Genomic DNA, 13,482 nt, shown 5'->3' on the forward strand with positions numbered 1-13,482 from the left:
GTGGGACACGACACCGGGCACAGGGACATCGAGCACGTGGACACCCTCGTCGTCGGCTCCGGCTTCGGCGGCTCGGTGGCCGCGTACCGGGCGGCGGAGGCCGGGCGGCGGGTCGTGCTGCTGGAGCGCGGGCAGCCCTACCCGCCGGGCGCCTTCCCGCGCTCGCCCGCCCAGATGGGACGGGCGTTCTGGGACCCCGACGCCGGGCTGTACGGGATGTTCGACGTGTGGAGCTTCAAGGGCTGCGACTCGGTCGTGTCCTCCGGGCTCGGCGGCGGCTCCCTCATCTACGCCAACGTGCTGCTGCGCAAGGACGAGAACTGGTTCGTGCACGACCGCCCCCTGCCCGGCGGCGGCGGATACGAGCCCTGGCCGATCTCCCGCGCCGACCTCGACCCGCACTACGACGCCGTCGAGAAGATGCTGGGCGCGACGCCGTACCCGCTGGACCGGGTGCCGTACGACGACACCCCGAAGGCGCACGCGATGCAGGACGCCGCGGCGGAACTCGGCCTCCAGTGCACGCTGCCGCCGCTGGCGGTCAGCTTCGCCTCCCAGCCGGGCGGCGCCCCCGGCCTCGGGCTGCCCATCGCCGACGCCGGGTACGGCAACATCCACGGCGTCCCGCGGCGGACGTGCCGGCTGTGCGGCGAGTGCGACATCGGCTGCAACGACGGCGCCAAGAACAGCCTCGACCACACCTACCTGTCGGCGGCGGCGCACCACGGCGCCGACATCCGCACGTCCCACGAGGTGAAGGCGCTGCGGCCGCGGCCCGGCGGCGGGTACGAGGTCGACTACGTCCACCACGCCGATCTGACCGCGAAGAAGAGCCGCCCGCCCGTCCGGACGATCGGCTGCGACCGGCTCGTCCTCGGCGCCGGCACCTACGGCACCACGTTCCTGCTGCTGAAGTCGCGGGCCGCGTTCCCCGGCCTCGGCGACGCGCTCGGCACGCGGTTCAGCGGCAACGGCGACCTGCTGACGTTCCTGCTGCGGGCCAGGGACCGCAACCGGGTCCGCCCGCTGAACGCCAGCCGCGGCCCGGTCATCACCACCGCGATCCGGCTGCCCGACGAGGTGGACGGCGTGCCCGGCGCGGGGCGCGGCGCCTACATCCAGGACGGCGGCTACCCCGGCTTCACCGACTGGATCGTCGACGGCTTCGACATCGGCCGCGACTTCGAGCGCGCGGTGAAGTTCCTGTGGGACCGGTTCACCGACCTGTTCCGGGACGCGCCGGACACCAACCTGTCCAAGGAGATCTCCGACCTGATCGGCGACGGGGCCCTCACGGTCAGCTCGCTGCCGCTGCTCGGCATGGGCCGCGACGCGGCCGACGGCCGGCTGCACCTGCGGGACGGCAGGCTCGCCGCGGACTGGTCGGCCGAGACCAGCGAGGAGCTGTTCGTCCGGGTCCGCAAGACCATGCAGCGCATCGCGGACGTCCTCGGCGCCGAGTACGCCGACAACCCGATGTGGTTCCGCAAGCGCATCATCACCGTCCACCCCCTGGGCGGCGCCCCGATGGGCGCCCACCCGGGCGAGGGCGTCTGCGACGCCTTCGGCGAGGTGTTCGGGTTCCCGGGCCTCTACATCGCCGACGGGGCGGCGATGCCGGGGCCGGTGGGCCCGAACCCCTCGCTCACCATCGCCGCGCATGCCGACCGGATGGCCACGCGGATGCTGGAGCACGCGTCCGCGCAGCGGGGTGCGGGCGGCTCCGCCGACAACGTCCCGTCTCCCACGGGGGCCGAGCCGGCCGGGGGGGCCGGCTCGCCTGACGGGACGGGGAACGGCTCGGCGTACGGCTCGTTCTCGGGGCGCCACGGAGGGTCACGGGGACCGTCCGACGTGGCGGCGGGCCGTACGTCGCTGTCGTTCACCGAGGAGATGAAGGGGTTCGTCACCTACGGGGAGACCGACCCGCGGATCGGGGAGCTGGCCGACGGCCGCCTCCCGCTGTCGTTCCGCCTGACGATCACCGCGGACGACACCGACCGCTTCATCGCCGAGCCCGCCCACGAGGCCCGCGCCGAAGGGTGGGTGGACGCGACCGGCCACGGCGGCCGGCGCCCCGTCGAGCAGGGCACGTTCAACCTGTTCGTCGAGGACGGCCCGGACGACCGGCGCCTGATGCGGTACCGGCTGCACTACACCGACGGCGGGGGCCGGCGGCGGACGCTGAGCGGGACCAAGACGGTCCTGCACGGCCCGCCGACGCGGATCTGGCCGGACACGTCCACGCTGTACGTGCGGCTGCTCGACGGGCACGTCGGCGCGGACGAGGAGGACGGCGCGGAGGTCGTCGCGGCGGGGGTGCTGAACATCCGGCTGACGGACTTCGCGCGGCAGCTCACCACGTTCCGGACGTCGGGCCCGGACGGCCTGGAGAAGCTGCTCAGCTTCGGCAGGTTCTTCGCGGGCGAGCTGTGGGAGGTCTACGGCCCCGACCTCGTGTGAGGGAAGGGCTGATCGGGGGCCATGGACGTGCAGGCCGAGGGAACTGCGGGGTGCTCTCGGCCTGCACCTTTTCCCCGGAGGTCGCGCGGGGGGTCGCGCGGCCTCCGGGGCCGCTTGTGCCCGTGCCGCGCGGCTGACTACCGTTCGGTGGTCACCCCCTGGGAGAGAGCATGCCGTACGAGATCCAGCTCACCGCCACCTCGACCGCCACGCCGGAGGAACTGTTCCGGCACCTAGCCGTTCCGGAGGCGTGGGGCGCGTGGGGCAAGTTCCCCATCCCCGCAAAGCAGACCCGCAAGGGCGACACGACCACCTACGGCGTCGGGTCGGTCAAGAAGATCTGGCCCGCCAGCGAGCAGACCGTCGCCTACGAGCCGTACTCGCACTTCGCCTACAAGGCGCTGTCGGGCCTGCCCGTCCGCCGCTACCGCTCGGACGTGCATCTGGAGGCGGCCGGCTCCGGCACCGAGATCCGCTGGAACGCCGTGCTGGAGCCCCTGATCCCCGGCACCGGCCCCCTGACGCGCGCCGTGTTCCGGCTGATGCTGAAGAACTTCACCCGCCAGTTGCCGGCGCACACGGAGAACTGCCCGCCGGACTGCCCCGCCCGCCAGGCCGCCGACATATGAGCCGAATGAACTCAGCGGGCGAGGCCGTACAGGCGGTTGACGTGTAGGCGGACGACGAGGCGGCGGTCCTCGACCATGGCGCGGCGGTAGTCGTCCCAGTCGGGGTGCTCGCCGCGGATGTCCCGGTACACCGCGACCAGCTCCTCCACCGCCGCGTCGGCGGGGTCGGCGGCGACGGCCGACAGTTCGGCGTCGCCCTCGGCGACCGCGTACGACCAGCCGTCCGGTGAGCTGACGTGCAGGCTCGCCCGCGGATCGCGCGCCAGGTTGCGGGCCTTGGCGCGGTCGGCGGTGATCGAGATGCGGACGAGCCCGCTATCCGGGTCGAAGTGGTAGTTGATGTTGGACAGCTGGGGCCGCCCGTCCCGCTTGAGCGTCGCGAGGACCCCGAGGTCGCGTCCCGCCACCAGGTTCGCCAGCGCCTTCTCGTCCGACATCGTCCGCCTCCAGGAAAGACCGGTTTCCATGGGCAACCCCGCGCCGGGCCGTTCCCTTCCCGCCGGACGCGGCGGGGTCAGCGGGCCGCCAGCGCGGGGAAGTCGAGGACGCGCGCGCCGGGCCCGCCCCGCTCGCCTCCCGTGCCGCCGGTGCCGCTGCCGCGCGCCGCGCGGCCGGTGAGGATGTGGCCGCGGAAGGCGGCGCCCTTCGCGGTGACCTTGATGGGCTGGAACGCCTGCGGCCGCAGGGCGCAGAACCCGGTCCGGACGACGTCCTCGAACAGCGTGTCCGACACGACGTAGGCGAGGTCGCGGTCCGCGTCACCGGTCAGCAGGCGGCGCAGCGGCGCGGCGTCCAGCAGCCGCTGGACGACGATGGGCGCGTCGCCCGCGGGCCCGAACGGCCCGGCCGTCAGCGTGCCGTGGTGGATCGAGAGCCGCACCCGCAGCGGGAAGCGGCCCGCGTCGCGGTTGACCTCCCGCAGCGCCGCGGCGAGCCCGATGACGAAGTCGCCGGCCACGGGCGCCGGGTCGACCCCCTCCGGCAGCGTGGCGAGCTCCCCGTCCCCGCCGACCTGTTTCTCCCAGAGGCTCCGGTCGAGGCCGACGCCGCGGGCGGCCCGGTCGAGCGCGTCCGCCAGCAGGCCCTGCGCGGCGAGCTGCTCGCGGGTGTCGCGCCTGCTGTACCCCTGGATGTCCACCGCCAGCAGCAGGCGGTACAGAAGCTGTGTGTTCCCGATTCCCTTCACCATGCCGATCCCGCCCTCGGTCCTCTATGGGCAAATGGGCCCGATGCCCGCATTCGCTCCAAGCGTGGAGTGAACGTTGCCGGCGGAGGTCCGCCGCGGTGGGTCCGGCTGCCTCCCGCTGATTCGGATTCGTACGGCCCTACGACGCGGCGGGCCTGCCACCGGCGCCACAGGTAAGGGAAAGGTGGCGAACTAGTAAGGGGTGAATCGGAAAATTCCCGGCTGATCGGACACGGATTGAACCTCCGGCCGCCGCGGTCCCGTACTGCCTCCCAACGTGACACCTGGCTCACGGTCACCGCGTCGCCCCGCCCCCGCACCAGCCGGAGACCCCCCGATGGCACACAGATCACCGGCCGCCCCGGCCACCCGAGAACGTCCAGCCGGCCCGTGGAGCTGGTTCCGCGGACCGCACCCCTCGGGCGGCGTCGACGACCAGGTGATCGTGACCGAGCTGTACCGGGTGTACGGCCGTCCGCTGCTGTCGTTCGTGCTCCGCCTGACCGGCGGCGACCGGCACTGGGCCGAGGACGTCGTGCAGGAGACGATGATCCGCGCGTGGCGCAGCGCGCACCAGCTCGACGAGAACGCGACGTCCCTGCTGCCGTGGCTGGCGACGGTCGCCCGCCGGATCGTCATCGACGACCAGCGCCGCAAGAACGCCAGGCCGCAGGAGGCGGGCGAGGGCCCGCTGGAGAACATGCGCGTCCCCGACGGGTTGGAGGATCTGCTGCGCTCCGTCGTCGTGTCCGAAGCCCTCCTCGCGCTGTCCCCGGCCCACCGCGAGATCCTGAACGAGACCTTCTTCCGGGACCGCTCGGTGAACGAGGCCGCCAGGCATCTCGGCATCCCCGTGGGCACGGTGAAGTCCCGGGTCTACTACGCGCTACGGGCGCTACGGGTCGCCCTGGAGGAGAGGGGTGTGACGCCATGAGCGCGGACATGCTGCACATCGACGTCGGCGCCTACGCCCTCGGCCTCCTGGAGGAGCCCGACCGGCGCGCGTTCGAGACGCACCTGGCGACGTGCACGGCCTGCCACGAGGAGCTCGGCGAGCTGCGCGGCATCGCCCGGACGCTGGACGGCATCGGCCCCATCGCCGAACCGCCGGACGCGCCGCCGGTGCCGCCGGAGCCCGCGGTGGTCACCGACCTCATGCGGCACCGGAACCGCCGGGAGCGGCGGTACCGCACGGTGCGCGGGCTCGCGGCGGCGGCCGCCGGGGTCGTGCTCCTCGGCGGGGCGCTCGGCACCGGGTACACGCTCGGCGCCGACCAGGAGCAGGCGCCGCCGGCGCAGCCCGACACCGGGACGGCCGCGCTGCTGGAGAACGGCCGGACGGTGTCGGCCGCGGACACGGGCACCGGCGTGACCGGGACGGTCGCGATGGACGGCAAGATGTGGGGCAGCCGCGTCGGACTGCGGCTCAGCAAGGTCCGCGGGCCGCTGCAGTGCGAGCTGGTCGCGGTGGACGCCCGGGGCAACGCGCACACGGTCGCCGGCTGGTCCGTCCCGCCCAAGGGCTACGGGTTCGCCGACTCCGCGCAGCCGCACCTGACGGTGCAGGGCGCCACGGCGCTGACGCCGGAGGAGATCAGCCGCTTCGAGGTCCGGACCATCGGTGCGGGCCGCACGCTGCTCACCGTCCCCGCGTAGGGGCGACGTCGCGCTTACCGCCCGGCGGCGCGGTTCTCATAGGGTGGAACGGTGAGTGCCACCCGACCGTCCGCGGGCCCGGAGCTGATGCTGCCGGGCCTCCGCGAGGTGTACGCGGCCTACGTCCGGGAGGCCGACGCCCTGCCGTCGCTGCCCGGCCCGCTGGAGGCCGAGGTGTGGACGTCCGCGCGGCTCGGCAGCCTCGAGGCGGCGGCCCCGCACCTCCAGGGGCGGCGGGCCGCGCTCGGTGACCTGATCACCTCCCTGCGGGCGGCGGCGACGCCGGGCGCGCGGGCCTTCCTGCGGGTGCTCGCCGCCATCGGCCCGGCCGAGGCCCGCAAGGCGGCGGGACGCGCCGCCGACGCGCTCGGCGACGTCCCGGCCGCCGCCTGGGAGGGGGCGCTCGGACGGGTCGTCCCCGGCCAGGTCTGGCTGATCCAGGAGGGCCCGCTCGACGGCGACCGGCTCGTCTGCGAGTTCCGCTACGCGGACGCGGGCACCGCCGGGATGCACGCGCTGGCCGTGCGGCTGTCCCACGGGGACGTCCCCGCCGAGGTCGTGATCGTCGGGGACGTCCCGGCGCTGATGGGCGCGGCGCGGCAGGCGATGCAGGCCGAGCTGTGCGTCGTCCAGCCCTACGACCCCGCCGCCGTCGGGCGCAGGCTCCGCGCCGCGCTGGACGGCACCGCCCCCGGCGGGACGGACCTGCCCGAGGAGTGCTATCCGGCGCTGGCGCTCGCCCGCCACCGCGCCGCCCTCCTGCCGGGCGGCTGACGCCCTACCTGTTCATTGCTACCGGCCCATGGCGCGGTAGCGGCGCACCGACAGCGGGATGAACACCGCCGCGATCACCAGCGGCCACACCACCGCCATCAGGACGCTGTGCTGCGCGGCCCACGAGGTGCCCGCCTGGCCGGGATCGCCGAACAGCTCCCGGCACGCCGTCACGGTCGCCGACATCGGGTTCCACTCGGCGATGGCGCCGAGCCAGCCCGGCATCGTGCTCGGCGCGATCAGCGCGCTGGACAGGAACCCGATCGGCCACACCAGGATCTGCACGGCCGCGACCGACTCCGGCCCCTTGGCCATCAGGCCGAGGTAGATGCCCATCCACACCAGCGAGAAGCGCAGCAGGAGCAGCAGCCCGAACCCGGCGAGCGCGCCGGCGATCCCGTCGTGGACGCGCCAGCCGATCAGCACGCCGCAGACCGCCATGACGGCCAGCGCGGCGACCGAGTGCAGCATGTCGGCTGCGGCGCGCCCGACGACGACCGCGGACGGCGCCATCGGCATCGCGCGGAACCGGTCGGTCACCCCCTTGGCCGCGTCGCCGGCGACCGCGGCGAACGTCGTCTCGACGCCGAACGCCATCGTCAGCGCGAACATCCCGGGGACGATGAACTCCCGGTAGCTCCCGCCGCCGGGCACGTCCATCTGGCCGCCGAACAGGTAGCCCATCATCAGCACGACCATCACGGGGAACAGCAGCGCGACGGCCACCTCCCCAGGACGGCGCGCCCAGTGGGCGAGCGCTCGCCCGGTCAGGGTCCGGCCGTCCGCGACGGCCCAGCGCAGGGTCTGGACGCTCACGCGGGCACCTCCTTCTCACTCTTGCCGGCATCGGTGAGGTGCAGGAACACCTCGTCCAGGGTGGGGCGGCGCAGACCGATGTCCGCGACCGCGAGGCCCGCCTCGTCCAGGGCGCGGACGGCCTCGGTCAGCGCGGCGGCCCGCCCGGTCACCGGTGCCCCGACGCGCAGGGCCTCGGCGTCCACGTCGACCTCGCCGGACGCGACCCGGCCGACGATCCCGGCCGCCGCGGACAGCGCGCCGGGGTCGTCGAGGACGACCTCGATGCGGTCGCCGCCGAGCCGCGCCTTCAGCTGGTCGGGGGCGCCCTCGGCGATGACGCGGCCGTGGTCGACCACCGAGATGCCGGTGGCGAGCCGGTCGGCCTCCTCCAGGTACTGGGTGGTGAGCAGGACGGTGGTCCCGCCGTCCACGAGGGTGCGGATCGCGTCCCACACCTCGTTGCGGCCGCGCGGGTCGAGGCCCGTGGTCGGCTCGTCCAGGAACAGCACCGGCGGCGCGAGGATCATGGACGCGGCCAGGTCGAGGCGGCGGCGCATGCCGCCGGAGTACTCGCCCGCGGGCCGGTCGGCGGCGTCGGTGAGCCGGAAGCGCTCCAGCAGTTCGTCGGCCCGGCGGCGCGCCCGCGCGGTCCCCAGGTGGTAGAGGCGGCCGAACATGACGAGGTTCTGGCGCCCGCCGAGGACCTCGTCGACCGCCGCGTGCTGCCCGACCAGCCCGATCCGGGTCCGCACCCGCGCCGCCTCGCGCACCACGTCGTGCCCGGCGACGCGGGCGGTCCCGCCGTCCGGCCTGGCCAGGGTGGTCAGGACCCGGACGGCGGTGGTCTTGCCGGCGCCGTTCGGGCCGAGCAGCCCGTGCACGGTGCCCGCGGGCACGCGCAGGTCCAGCCCGTCGAGGGCCTGCGTTCCGTCGCGGGGGCCGCCGTAGCGCTTGCGCAGCCCTTCCGCCTCGACGGCGAAGCGTGGTTCGGCCACGGGTCCTCCCAAACTTTGTACGGCATACGGAGTTTCCATCCGGGCCAATATAACGTACGCAGTACAGAGTTTCATCCCTGAGAGGATCGGAGCCGTGACGACCGAGTACAGCGGAGCCGGCGATCCGCGGCGCAGCCTGGAGCTCCTCTGGGGGGTCAGGGAGCCCCCGCGGCGCGGCCCGAAGCCCCGGCTGACCGCCGAGGAGATCGTCCGGACGGCGATCGAGGTGGCCGACGCCGAGGGCCTGGACGCCCTGTCGATGCGGCGCATCGCCGACGCGCTGGGCGTGTCCCCGATGTCGATCTACACCTACGTCCCGGGCAAGGCCGAGCTGATCGACGTGATGGTGGACCGCGCGTACGGCGAGCTGGCACCGCCGGACCACGACTCCTGGCGGGCCCGGCTGGAGCACATCGCCCGCGACAACTGGGACCTGTTCCACCGCCATCCCTGGCTGCTGCAGATCACCGTGACGCGCCCGCCGATGGGCCCGAACACGATCGGTAAGTACGAGTACGAGCTGCGCGCCGTGGACGGCCTCGGGCTCACCGACCTGGAGATGGACGCGGTCGTCGCGCTCGTCACCGGGTTCGCCGAGAGCGCCGCCCGCACCTCGGTCAACGCCGCCGAGGCCGAGCGGCGCACCGGCATCAGCGACGAGCAGTGGTGGGAGGCCAGCGCCCCCTTCCTCGACCGGTTCGTGAACGAGGAGGACTATCCCGTCGGCACGCGCGTCGGCACCGCCGCCGGGCAGGAGTACCACGCGGCCGTCGCGCCGGCCCGCGCCTTCGAGTTCGGGCTGGCCCGCGTCCTGGACGGCATCGAGGTGCTGATCAGCTCCCGCTAGCCCGCTTGGTCCGCTTCGTCGGGACGGCCTGCGCGGGATCCTCCGGCCAGGGGTGCCGGGGATAGCGTCCGCGCAGCTCCGCGCGCACCGCGCGGTACCCCTCGCGCCAGAACGACGCGAGGTCCGCGGTGACCGCCGCGGGACGGCCCGCCGGCGACAGCAGATGCACGACCAGCGGCACCCGCCCGCCCGCCAGCCGCGGCGCCGCGTCCCACCCGAACAGCTCCTGCAGCTTCACGGCCAGCACGGGCCGCTCGCCCGAGTAGTCCACCCTGATCCGCGACCCGGACGGGACCTCGACGCGCTCGGGCGCGTACTCGTCGAGCCGCTTCGCCTGGTCCCAGGCCAGGAGGCCGCGCAGCATCGCCGCCACGTCGACCCGCTTCAGGTCGGCGCGGCGCCGCGCGCCCGCCAGCCACTGCGGTACGAGGCCGAGCAGCGCCGCGTCGTCCACGGCCGGCCACGGGTCGCCCAGCGCGTGATGGAGGAACGCCAGCCGCCGCCGCAGGCCGGTGGCCGCCGCCGTCCAGTTCAGCAGGCCGAGCCCTTCGGCGCGCAGCCCCTCCAGCAGGGCCGCCCGCATCCGCTCCGGATCGGGGTCGCGCAGCGGCGCCGCGTCCAGCTCGATCGCGCCGAGCCGCTCGACCCGGCGCGCCGCCACGTCGCCGTCCCGCCAGGCGATCTCCTCGGCGGTCTCCAGCAGCGGCGCCGCCGCGAACCGCGCGACCTCCTCGTCGATCACCACGGCCTGGCGCACCCGCGCCGACGCCGATCCGGACGGCCGGTCGGCGGCCGCGATCGCGAGCCACGCCGGCCGCGCCCCGGCCAGCGCCGAGCCGGCGTCGAGCACCGCGCCCGTCCCGGACGCCATCAGGTGGCCGCTCCCCCGGCGCGCCCGCGCCACCCGCTCCGGAAACGCCAGCGCCACCACGACCCCGGCCACGGCGTCGTCCCCGCGCCGTGCCCAGGTGTCCGAGGGCGCATCCCCCGCCGGGCCTTCAACGGGTCCGTCGTCGTGCGCCGCCCGGCGGAGGCGGCGGACCTCGTCGCGCCAGCGTGCGGCATGGGCGTCGGCGGGCCGGCCCGGACGGCGGAGGGCGCGCCAGGTCGCGGTGAGGTCGTCGCCCGCGGAGCGCGGCGGGGGTTCGGAGAGGAGGGCCACGATCTCGGCGGCGGCGCGGGAGCCGACCTCCGGGGCGCCGTCCACCAGGGCGCGGGCCAGGCGCGGGTGCCGCCCGATCCGGGCGAGGGCGCGGCCCCTGCCGGTGACGCCGCCGTCCTCCAGGGCGCCGAGGGCGCGCAGGGTGGTGCGGGCGGCGTCCAGGGCGGCGGGCGGCGGCGGGTCGAGCAGCGCCAGGCCGCTCGCGCCGGGGTCGCCCCAGCAGGCGGTCTGGAGCGCGAAACCGGTGAGGTCGGCCAGCTCGATCTCGGGGCGGGGGCGGGCGGGCAGCCGCTCGTGCTCGGCCTCGGTCCAGCAGCGGTACACGGTGCCAGGGGCCTCGCGTCCGGCGCGTCCCGCCCGCTGGGCGGCGGTGGCGCGGGACGCGCGGACGGTCGTCAGGGCGCCGAGGCCGCGGGCGTGGTCGGTGCGCGGCTCGCGGGCGAGGCCGCCGTCCACCACCGCGCGGACCCCCGGGACGGTGAGGCTCGACTCGGCGACGGAGGTGGCGAGGACGACGCGGCGGCGCCCGGACGGGGCGAGGACCGCGTCCTGCACCGCCGGCGGCGCCTGCCCGTGCACCTGCAGGATCTCGGCCGGGGCGTCGCCGAGCATGCCCGCGACGCGGGCGATCTCCCCGGCGCCGGGCAGGAAGCAGAGGACGTCGCCGTCCCGCTCCGCCAGGGCGCGGCGCACCGTCGCGGCGACGTGCCCGAGGAGCGCCGGGTCGACCCGCATGCCGTGGGGCGGCGCGACGGGGCGCGGCGGCGGCGCCCAGACCGTCTCGACGGGATGGAGCGCGGCCGGGGTCTCCACCACGGGGGCGTCACCGAGGAGGCGCGCCCACGGGCCGGTGTCGGCGGTGGCGGACGCGGCGACCACGCGCAGGTCGGGGCGCAGCGCCGCGCGGACGTCCAGGAGGAACGCCAGCGCGGTGTCTGCGTCCAGGTGCCGCTCATGGCACTCGTCCAGGATGACCGTGCCGACGTCGGCGAGCTCCGGGTCGGACTGGAGGCGCTGCAGCACGACGCCGGTCGTGACGACGTCGACGCGTGTACCGGGGCGGCTCTCGCCGCGGACGGTGAGGCCGACCCGTCCGCCGACCCGCTCGCCGAGGAGCCACGCCATCCGGCGGGCGGCGGCGCGGGCGGCGAGGCGGCGCGGTTCCAGGACGAGGACCTTCCCCGCCCCGGGCGGGCCGCCGAGGGCGAGCCCGGCGAGCGCGAGCGGGACCAGGGTCGTCTTCCCGGTGCCGGGCGGCGCCGCCAGCACGGCCGCGCCGCCGTCGTCCAGTGCCGCGCGCAAGGCCGGGACGGCGTCCCGGACGGGGAGGCCCTCGGCGTCGCTGATGTGCATCCGACAAGTGTGCCCGCACCGGGGCGCACAGTGCGTTCGGTGATCGCCCGTGCCGGAAAAGCGACCGAAATGAAAAAGGCTCCGAGCATTGCGATGGAAGTTGCACTGCGCCTTTCAGCCATTCACAGAGGCCATGTCGGAGTTCTCCCCAGGAATCGCCGGCCCAACCGCCGGAGAACAGCAGGTAGGCAATGCTCCCCGTACCGTCACTTGCTTTTGCGTTTGATGAACGTCACCTTGCAAAGTGTGGCGACAATGCCGTCCCCATCCCCATAATGAAGCCGTCATCGCAGGGTGCTGGGAGGGTCTCATGATCGGCAGCTCCATCTACCTGAGGGACCGGGCCGCGTTCACCGGCGGTTCGCCCCAGGCGGTATACGAGGACCTCTGGCAGCGCGGCCGAAAGGGCCGACTGCGGACCCGCGCAATTCTGGCGGGGGCGACGCTCATACTGTGCGGGCTGCTCGTGAACGCCGTTTTCGGAATCCTGATGGCGGTTCTGGTGGCGTCCGCGGACGCGTACGTCCATTGGCGCGTTTACCACGCGTCCAGCGTGTGGCGCCGCGGGCTGCGCGGCGAGCAGCGGATGAACCGGGTGCTGCGCTACACCCTGGAACGGCGCGGCCACCGCGTGCTGTACGAGCGGACGGTCCCCGGGCACGGGCAGGCCGACCAGCTGGTGTTCGGGCCGGGCGGCGTGTGGCTGGTGCACAACGAGGCGTGGCAGCCGGACGCGGAGATCTCCCAGCACGGCGGCCGGCTGTTCATCGACGGCCGGACCCAGTCCGCGCTGGTCCGCGGGCTGACCGCGCGCGCCGACGCCGCCGCCGAGCTGATCTCGCGGGTCGCGGAGGTGCCGGTGAAGGTGACGCCGGTGCTGGCCGTGCACGGCGGCAAGATCGTCAAGTCGCCCTTCGCCGCCGACGGGATCGTCTTCGCGCCGCCGCTGAAGCTGGTCCGCTGGATGAGCCGCAACCCCACCGCCGACCACTCCCCCGACGAGGTCGAGGCGATCACCAGGGCCGCGGTGCACGCGCTCCCCATCGGCGGGCGCATCACGCCCCCGGCGGCCGCCGCGTGATCATCCCGCGCCCCGTGCGCACCGGACACCTGTGGCCGGAGGGCTCACACGCCGCCGCCCACAGGGCGCCCACCGCCCGTTTCGGGCCCGCCACCTGTGCGGGCGGTGCGGCGCAACCACAGCAGGCCCACGATCGGGAGCACCAGCGGGACGAAGCCGTAGCCGCGCCCGTAGGCGGACCAGACGGTCTCGTCGGGGAACGCCGCGGAGTCGGCGAGGCTGAGCGTCCCCACGATCAGCACGCCCGCCAGTTCCGTGGCGCAGGCGGCGACGGCGACCCGGAACGACGTCCGGCCGCCGCGGGCCAGCGCGACCGTCGCCACGACGTAGACGGCCGCGGCGAACGCCGACAGGGCGTAGGCGAGCGGCGCCTCCGCGAACCTGGTGGCGATCTGCACACCCGCGCGCGCACCCGCCGCGAGCGCGAAGATCCCGTAGACGGCGACCAGCACCCGTCCCGGCCCGCCGGCGGTGCCGGGACGGGCGGCGCCGCCCGTGCGGGCGCCGGCGCCGGCGCGGGCGCCGCCGCCCGCACGGG

13 protein-coding genes are annotated in these 13,482 nt (G+C 75.0%); 7 read left to right on the forward strand and 6 right to left on the reverse strand.

Annotated features, from left to right (window positions below):
- Positions 1–2,463, forward strand: a complete 2,463-nt coding sequence (locus IEZ03_RS00220) for a GMC oxidoreductase (protein ID WP_229807871.1) — start codon at positions 1–3, stop codon at positions 2,461–2,463.
- A gap of 170 nt (positions 2,464–2,633) precedes the next feature.
- Positions 2,634–3,092 carry an SRPBCC family protein gene (locus IEZ03_RS00225; protein WP_184883186.1) on the forward strand — a complete coding sequence of 153 codons (459 nt, stop codon included), beginning with the start codon at positions 2,634–2,636 and terminating at the stop codon, positions 3,090–3,092.
- Positions 3,093–3,103: 11 nt separating this feature from the next.
- Here the strand turns inward: IEZ03_RS00225 and IEZ03_RS00230 are convergent, their stop codons facing one another.
- Both IEZ03_RS00230 and IEZ03_RS00235 read right to left on the reverse strand, forming a co-directional pair.
- Complete coding sequence (locus tag IEZ03_RS00230; RefSeq protein ID WP_184883184.1) at positions 3,104–3,529, reverse strand: PPOX class F420-dependent oxidoreductase; 426 nt, start codon at positions 3,527–3,529, stop codon at positions 3,104–3,106.
- 77 nt (positions 3,530–3,606) lie between these two features.
- On the reverse strand, positions 3,607–4,281 hold the full coding sequence (locus IEZ03_RS00235) for a hypothetical protein (RefSeq protein WP_184883182.1): 675 nt from the start codon (positions 4,279–4,281) through the stop codon (positions 3,607–3,609).
- Between the two features lie 334 nt (positions 4,282–4,615).
- Between IEZ03_RS00235 and IEZ03_RS00240 the strand changes: the two genes are divergently transcribed.
- Genes IEZ03_RS00240 through IEZ03_RS00250 form a run of 3 tightly spaced genes read left to right on the forward strand, consistent with a single transcriptional unit; the run spans position 4,616 to position 6,708 of the window.
- Positions 4,616–5,212 carry a sigma-70 family RNA polymerase sigma factor gene (locus IEZ03_RS00240; RefSeq protein ID WP_184883180.1) on the forward strand — a complete coding sequence of 199 codons (597 nt, stop codon included), beginning with the start codon at positions 4,616–4,618 and terminating at the stop codon, positions 5,210–5,212.
- Positions 5,209–5,934 (forward strand): anti-sigma factor family protein, encoded by a 726-nt coding sequence (locus tag IEZ03_RS00245; protein WP_184883178.1) that lies wholly within the window; start codon positions 5,209–5,211, stop codon positions 5,932–5,934. Before IEZ03_RS00240 ends, IEZ03_RS00245 begins: the two co-directional genes overlap by 4 nt.
- Before the next feature lie 51 nt (positions 5,935–5,985).
- Positions 5,986–6,708 carry a hypothetical protein gene (locus IEZ03_RS00250; RefSeq protein ID WP_229807872.1) on the forward strand — a complete coding sequence of 241 codons (723 nt, stop codon included), beginning with the start codon at positions 5,986–5,988 and terminating at the stop codon, positions 6,706–6,708.
- A gap of 18 nt (positions 6,709–6,726) precedes the next feature.
- Here IEZ03_RS00250 and IEZ03_RS00255 read toward each other — a convergent pair whose 3' ends face one another.
- Together IEZ03_RS00255 and IEZ03_RS00260 are read right to left on the reverse strand one after the other, a co-directional pair.
- Positions 6,727–7,524: an ABC transporter permease gene (locus tag IEZ03_RS00255; protein WP_132053823.1), complete on the reverse strand. Its 798-nt coding sequence runs from the start codon at positions 7,522–7,524 to the stop codon at positions 6,727–6,729.
- Complete coding sequence (locus tag IEZ03_RS00260) at positions 7,521–8,501, reverse strand: ATP-binding cassette domain-containing protein (RefSeq protein ID WP_229807873.1); 981 nt, start codon at positions 8,499–8,501, stop codon at positions 7,521–7,523. Before IEZ03_RS00260 ends, IEZ03_RS00255 begins: the two co-directional genes overlap by 4 nt.
- A 94-nt stretch (positions 8,502–8,595) precedes the next feature.
- Between IEZ03_RS00260 and IEZ03_RS00265 the strand changes: the two genes are divergently transcribed.
- Positions 8,596–9,348 carry a TetR/AcrR family transcriptional regulator gene (locus tag IEZ03_RS00265; RefSeq protein WP_184883174.1) on the forward strand — a complete coding sequence of 251 codons (753 nt, stop codon included), beginning with the start codon at positions 8,596–8,598 and terminating at the stop codon, positions 9,346–9,348.
- Here IEZ03_RS00265 and hrpB read toward each other — a convergent pair.
- Positions 9,335–11,863 carry an ATP-dependent helicase HrpB gene (gene hrpB, locus IEZ03_RS00270; RefSeq protein ID WP_184883172.1) on the reverse strand — a complete coding sequence of 843 codons (2,529 nt, stop codon included), beginning with the start codon at positions 11,861–11,863 and terminating at the stop codon, positions 9,335–9,337. The genes IEZ03_RS00265 and hrpB overlap by 14 nt on opposite strands.
- A 310-nt stretch (positions 11,864–12,173) precedes the next feature.
- Between hrpB and IEZ03_RS00275 the strand changes: the two genes are divergently transcribed.
- The gene (locus IEZ03_RS00275) at positions 12,174–12,944 is read left to right on the forward strand and encodes a nuclease-related domain-containing protein (RefSeq protein WP_184883170.1); all 771 of its coding nucleotides are present in this window, start codon (positions 12,174–12,176) and stop codon (positions 12,942–12,944) included.
- Positions 12,945–12,988: 44 nt separating this feature from the next.
- On the opposite strand, the gene IEZ03_RS00280 is transcribed toward IEZ03_RS00275, so the two are convergent.
- Positions 12,989–13,396, reverse strand: a complete 408-nt coding sequence (locus IEZ03_RS00280; RefSeq protein WP_184890535.1) for a hypothetical protein — start codon at positions 13,394–13,396, stop codon at positions 12,989–12,991.
- Positions 13,397–13,482: the final 86 nt, after the last annotated feature.

It is taken from the genome of Actinomadura livida, assembly GCF_014648675.1.
GTDB classification, from domain to species: domain Bacteria; phylum Actinomycetota; class Actinomycetes; order Streptosporangiales; family Streptosporangiaceae; genus Spirillospora; species Spirillospora livida.

Excerpts from the sequence above, each read along its gene's own strand:
- IEZ03_RS00245 (WP_184883178.1), top strand. The coding sequence starts at position 5,209 with ATGAGCGCGGACATGCTGCACATCGACGTCGGCGCCTACGCCCTCGGC.
- IEZ03_RS00230 (WP_184883184.1), bottom strand. The coding sequence starts at position 3,529 with ATGTCGGACGAGAAGGCGCTGGCGAACCTGGTGGCGGGACGCGACCTC.
- IEZ03_RS00275 (WP_184883170.1), top strand. The coding sequence starts at position 12,174 with ATGATCGGCAGCTCCATCTACCTGAGGGACCGGGCCGCGTTCACCGGC.
- IEZ03_RS00240 (WP_184883180.1), top strand. The coding sequence starts at position 4,616 with ATGGCACACAGATCACCGGCCGCCCCGGCCACCCGAGAACGTCCAGCC.
- hrpB (WP_184883172.1), bottom strand. The coding sequence starts at position 11,863 with ATGCACATCAGCGACGCCGAGGGCCTCCCCGTCCGGGACGCCGTCCCG.
- IEZ03_RS00225 (WP_184883186.1), top strand. The coding sequence starts at position 2,634 with ATGCCGTACGAGATCCAGCTCACCGCCACCTCGACCGCCACGCCGGAG.
- IEZ03_RS00235 (WP_184883182.1), bottom strand. The coding sequence starts at position 4,281 with ATGGTGAAGGGAATCGGGAACACACAGCTTCTGTACCGCCTGCTGCTG.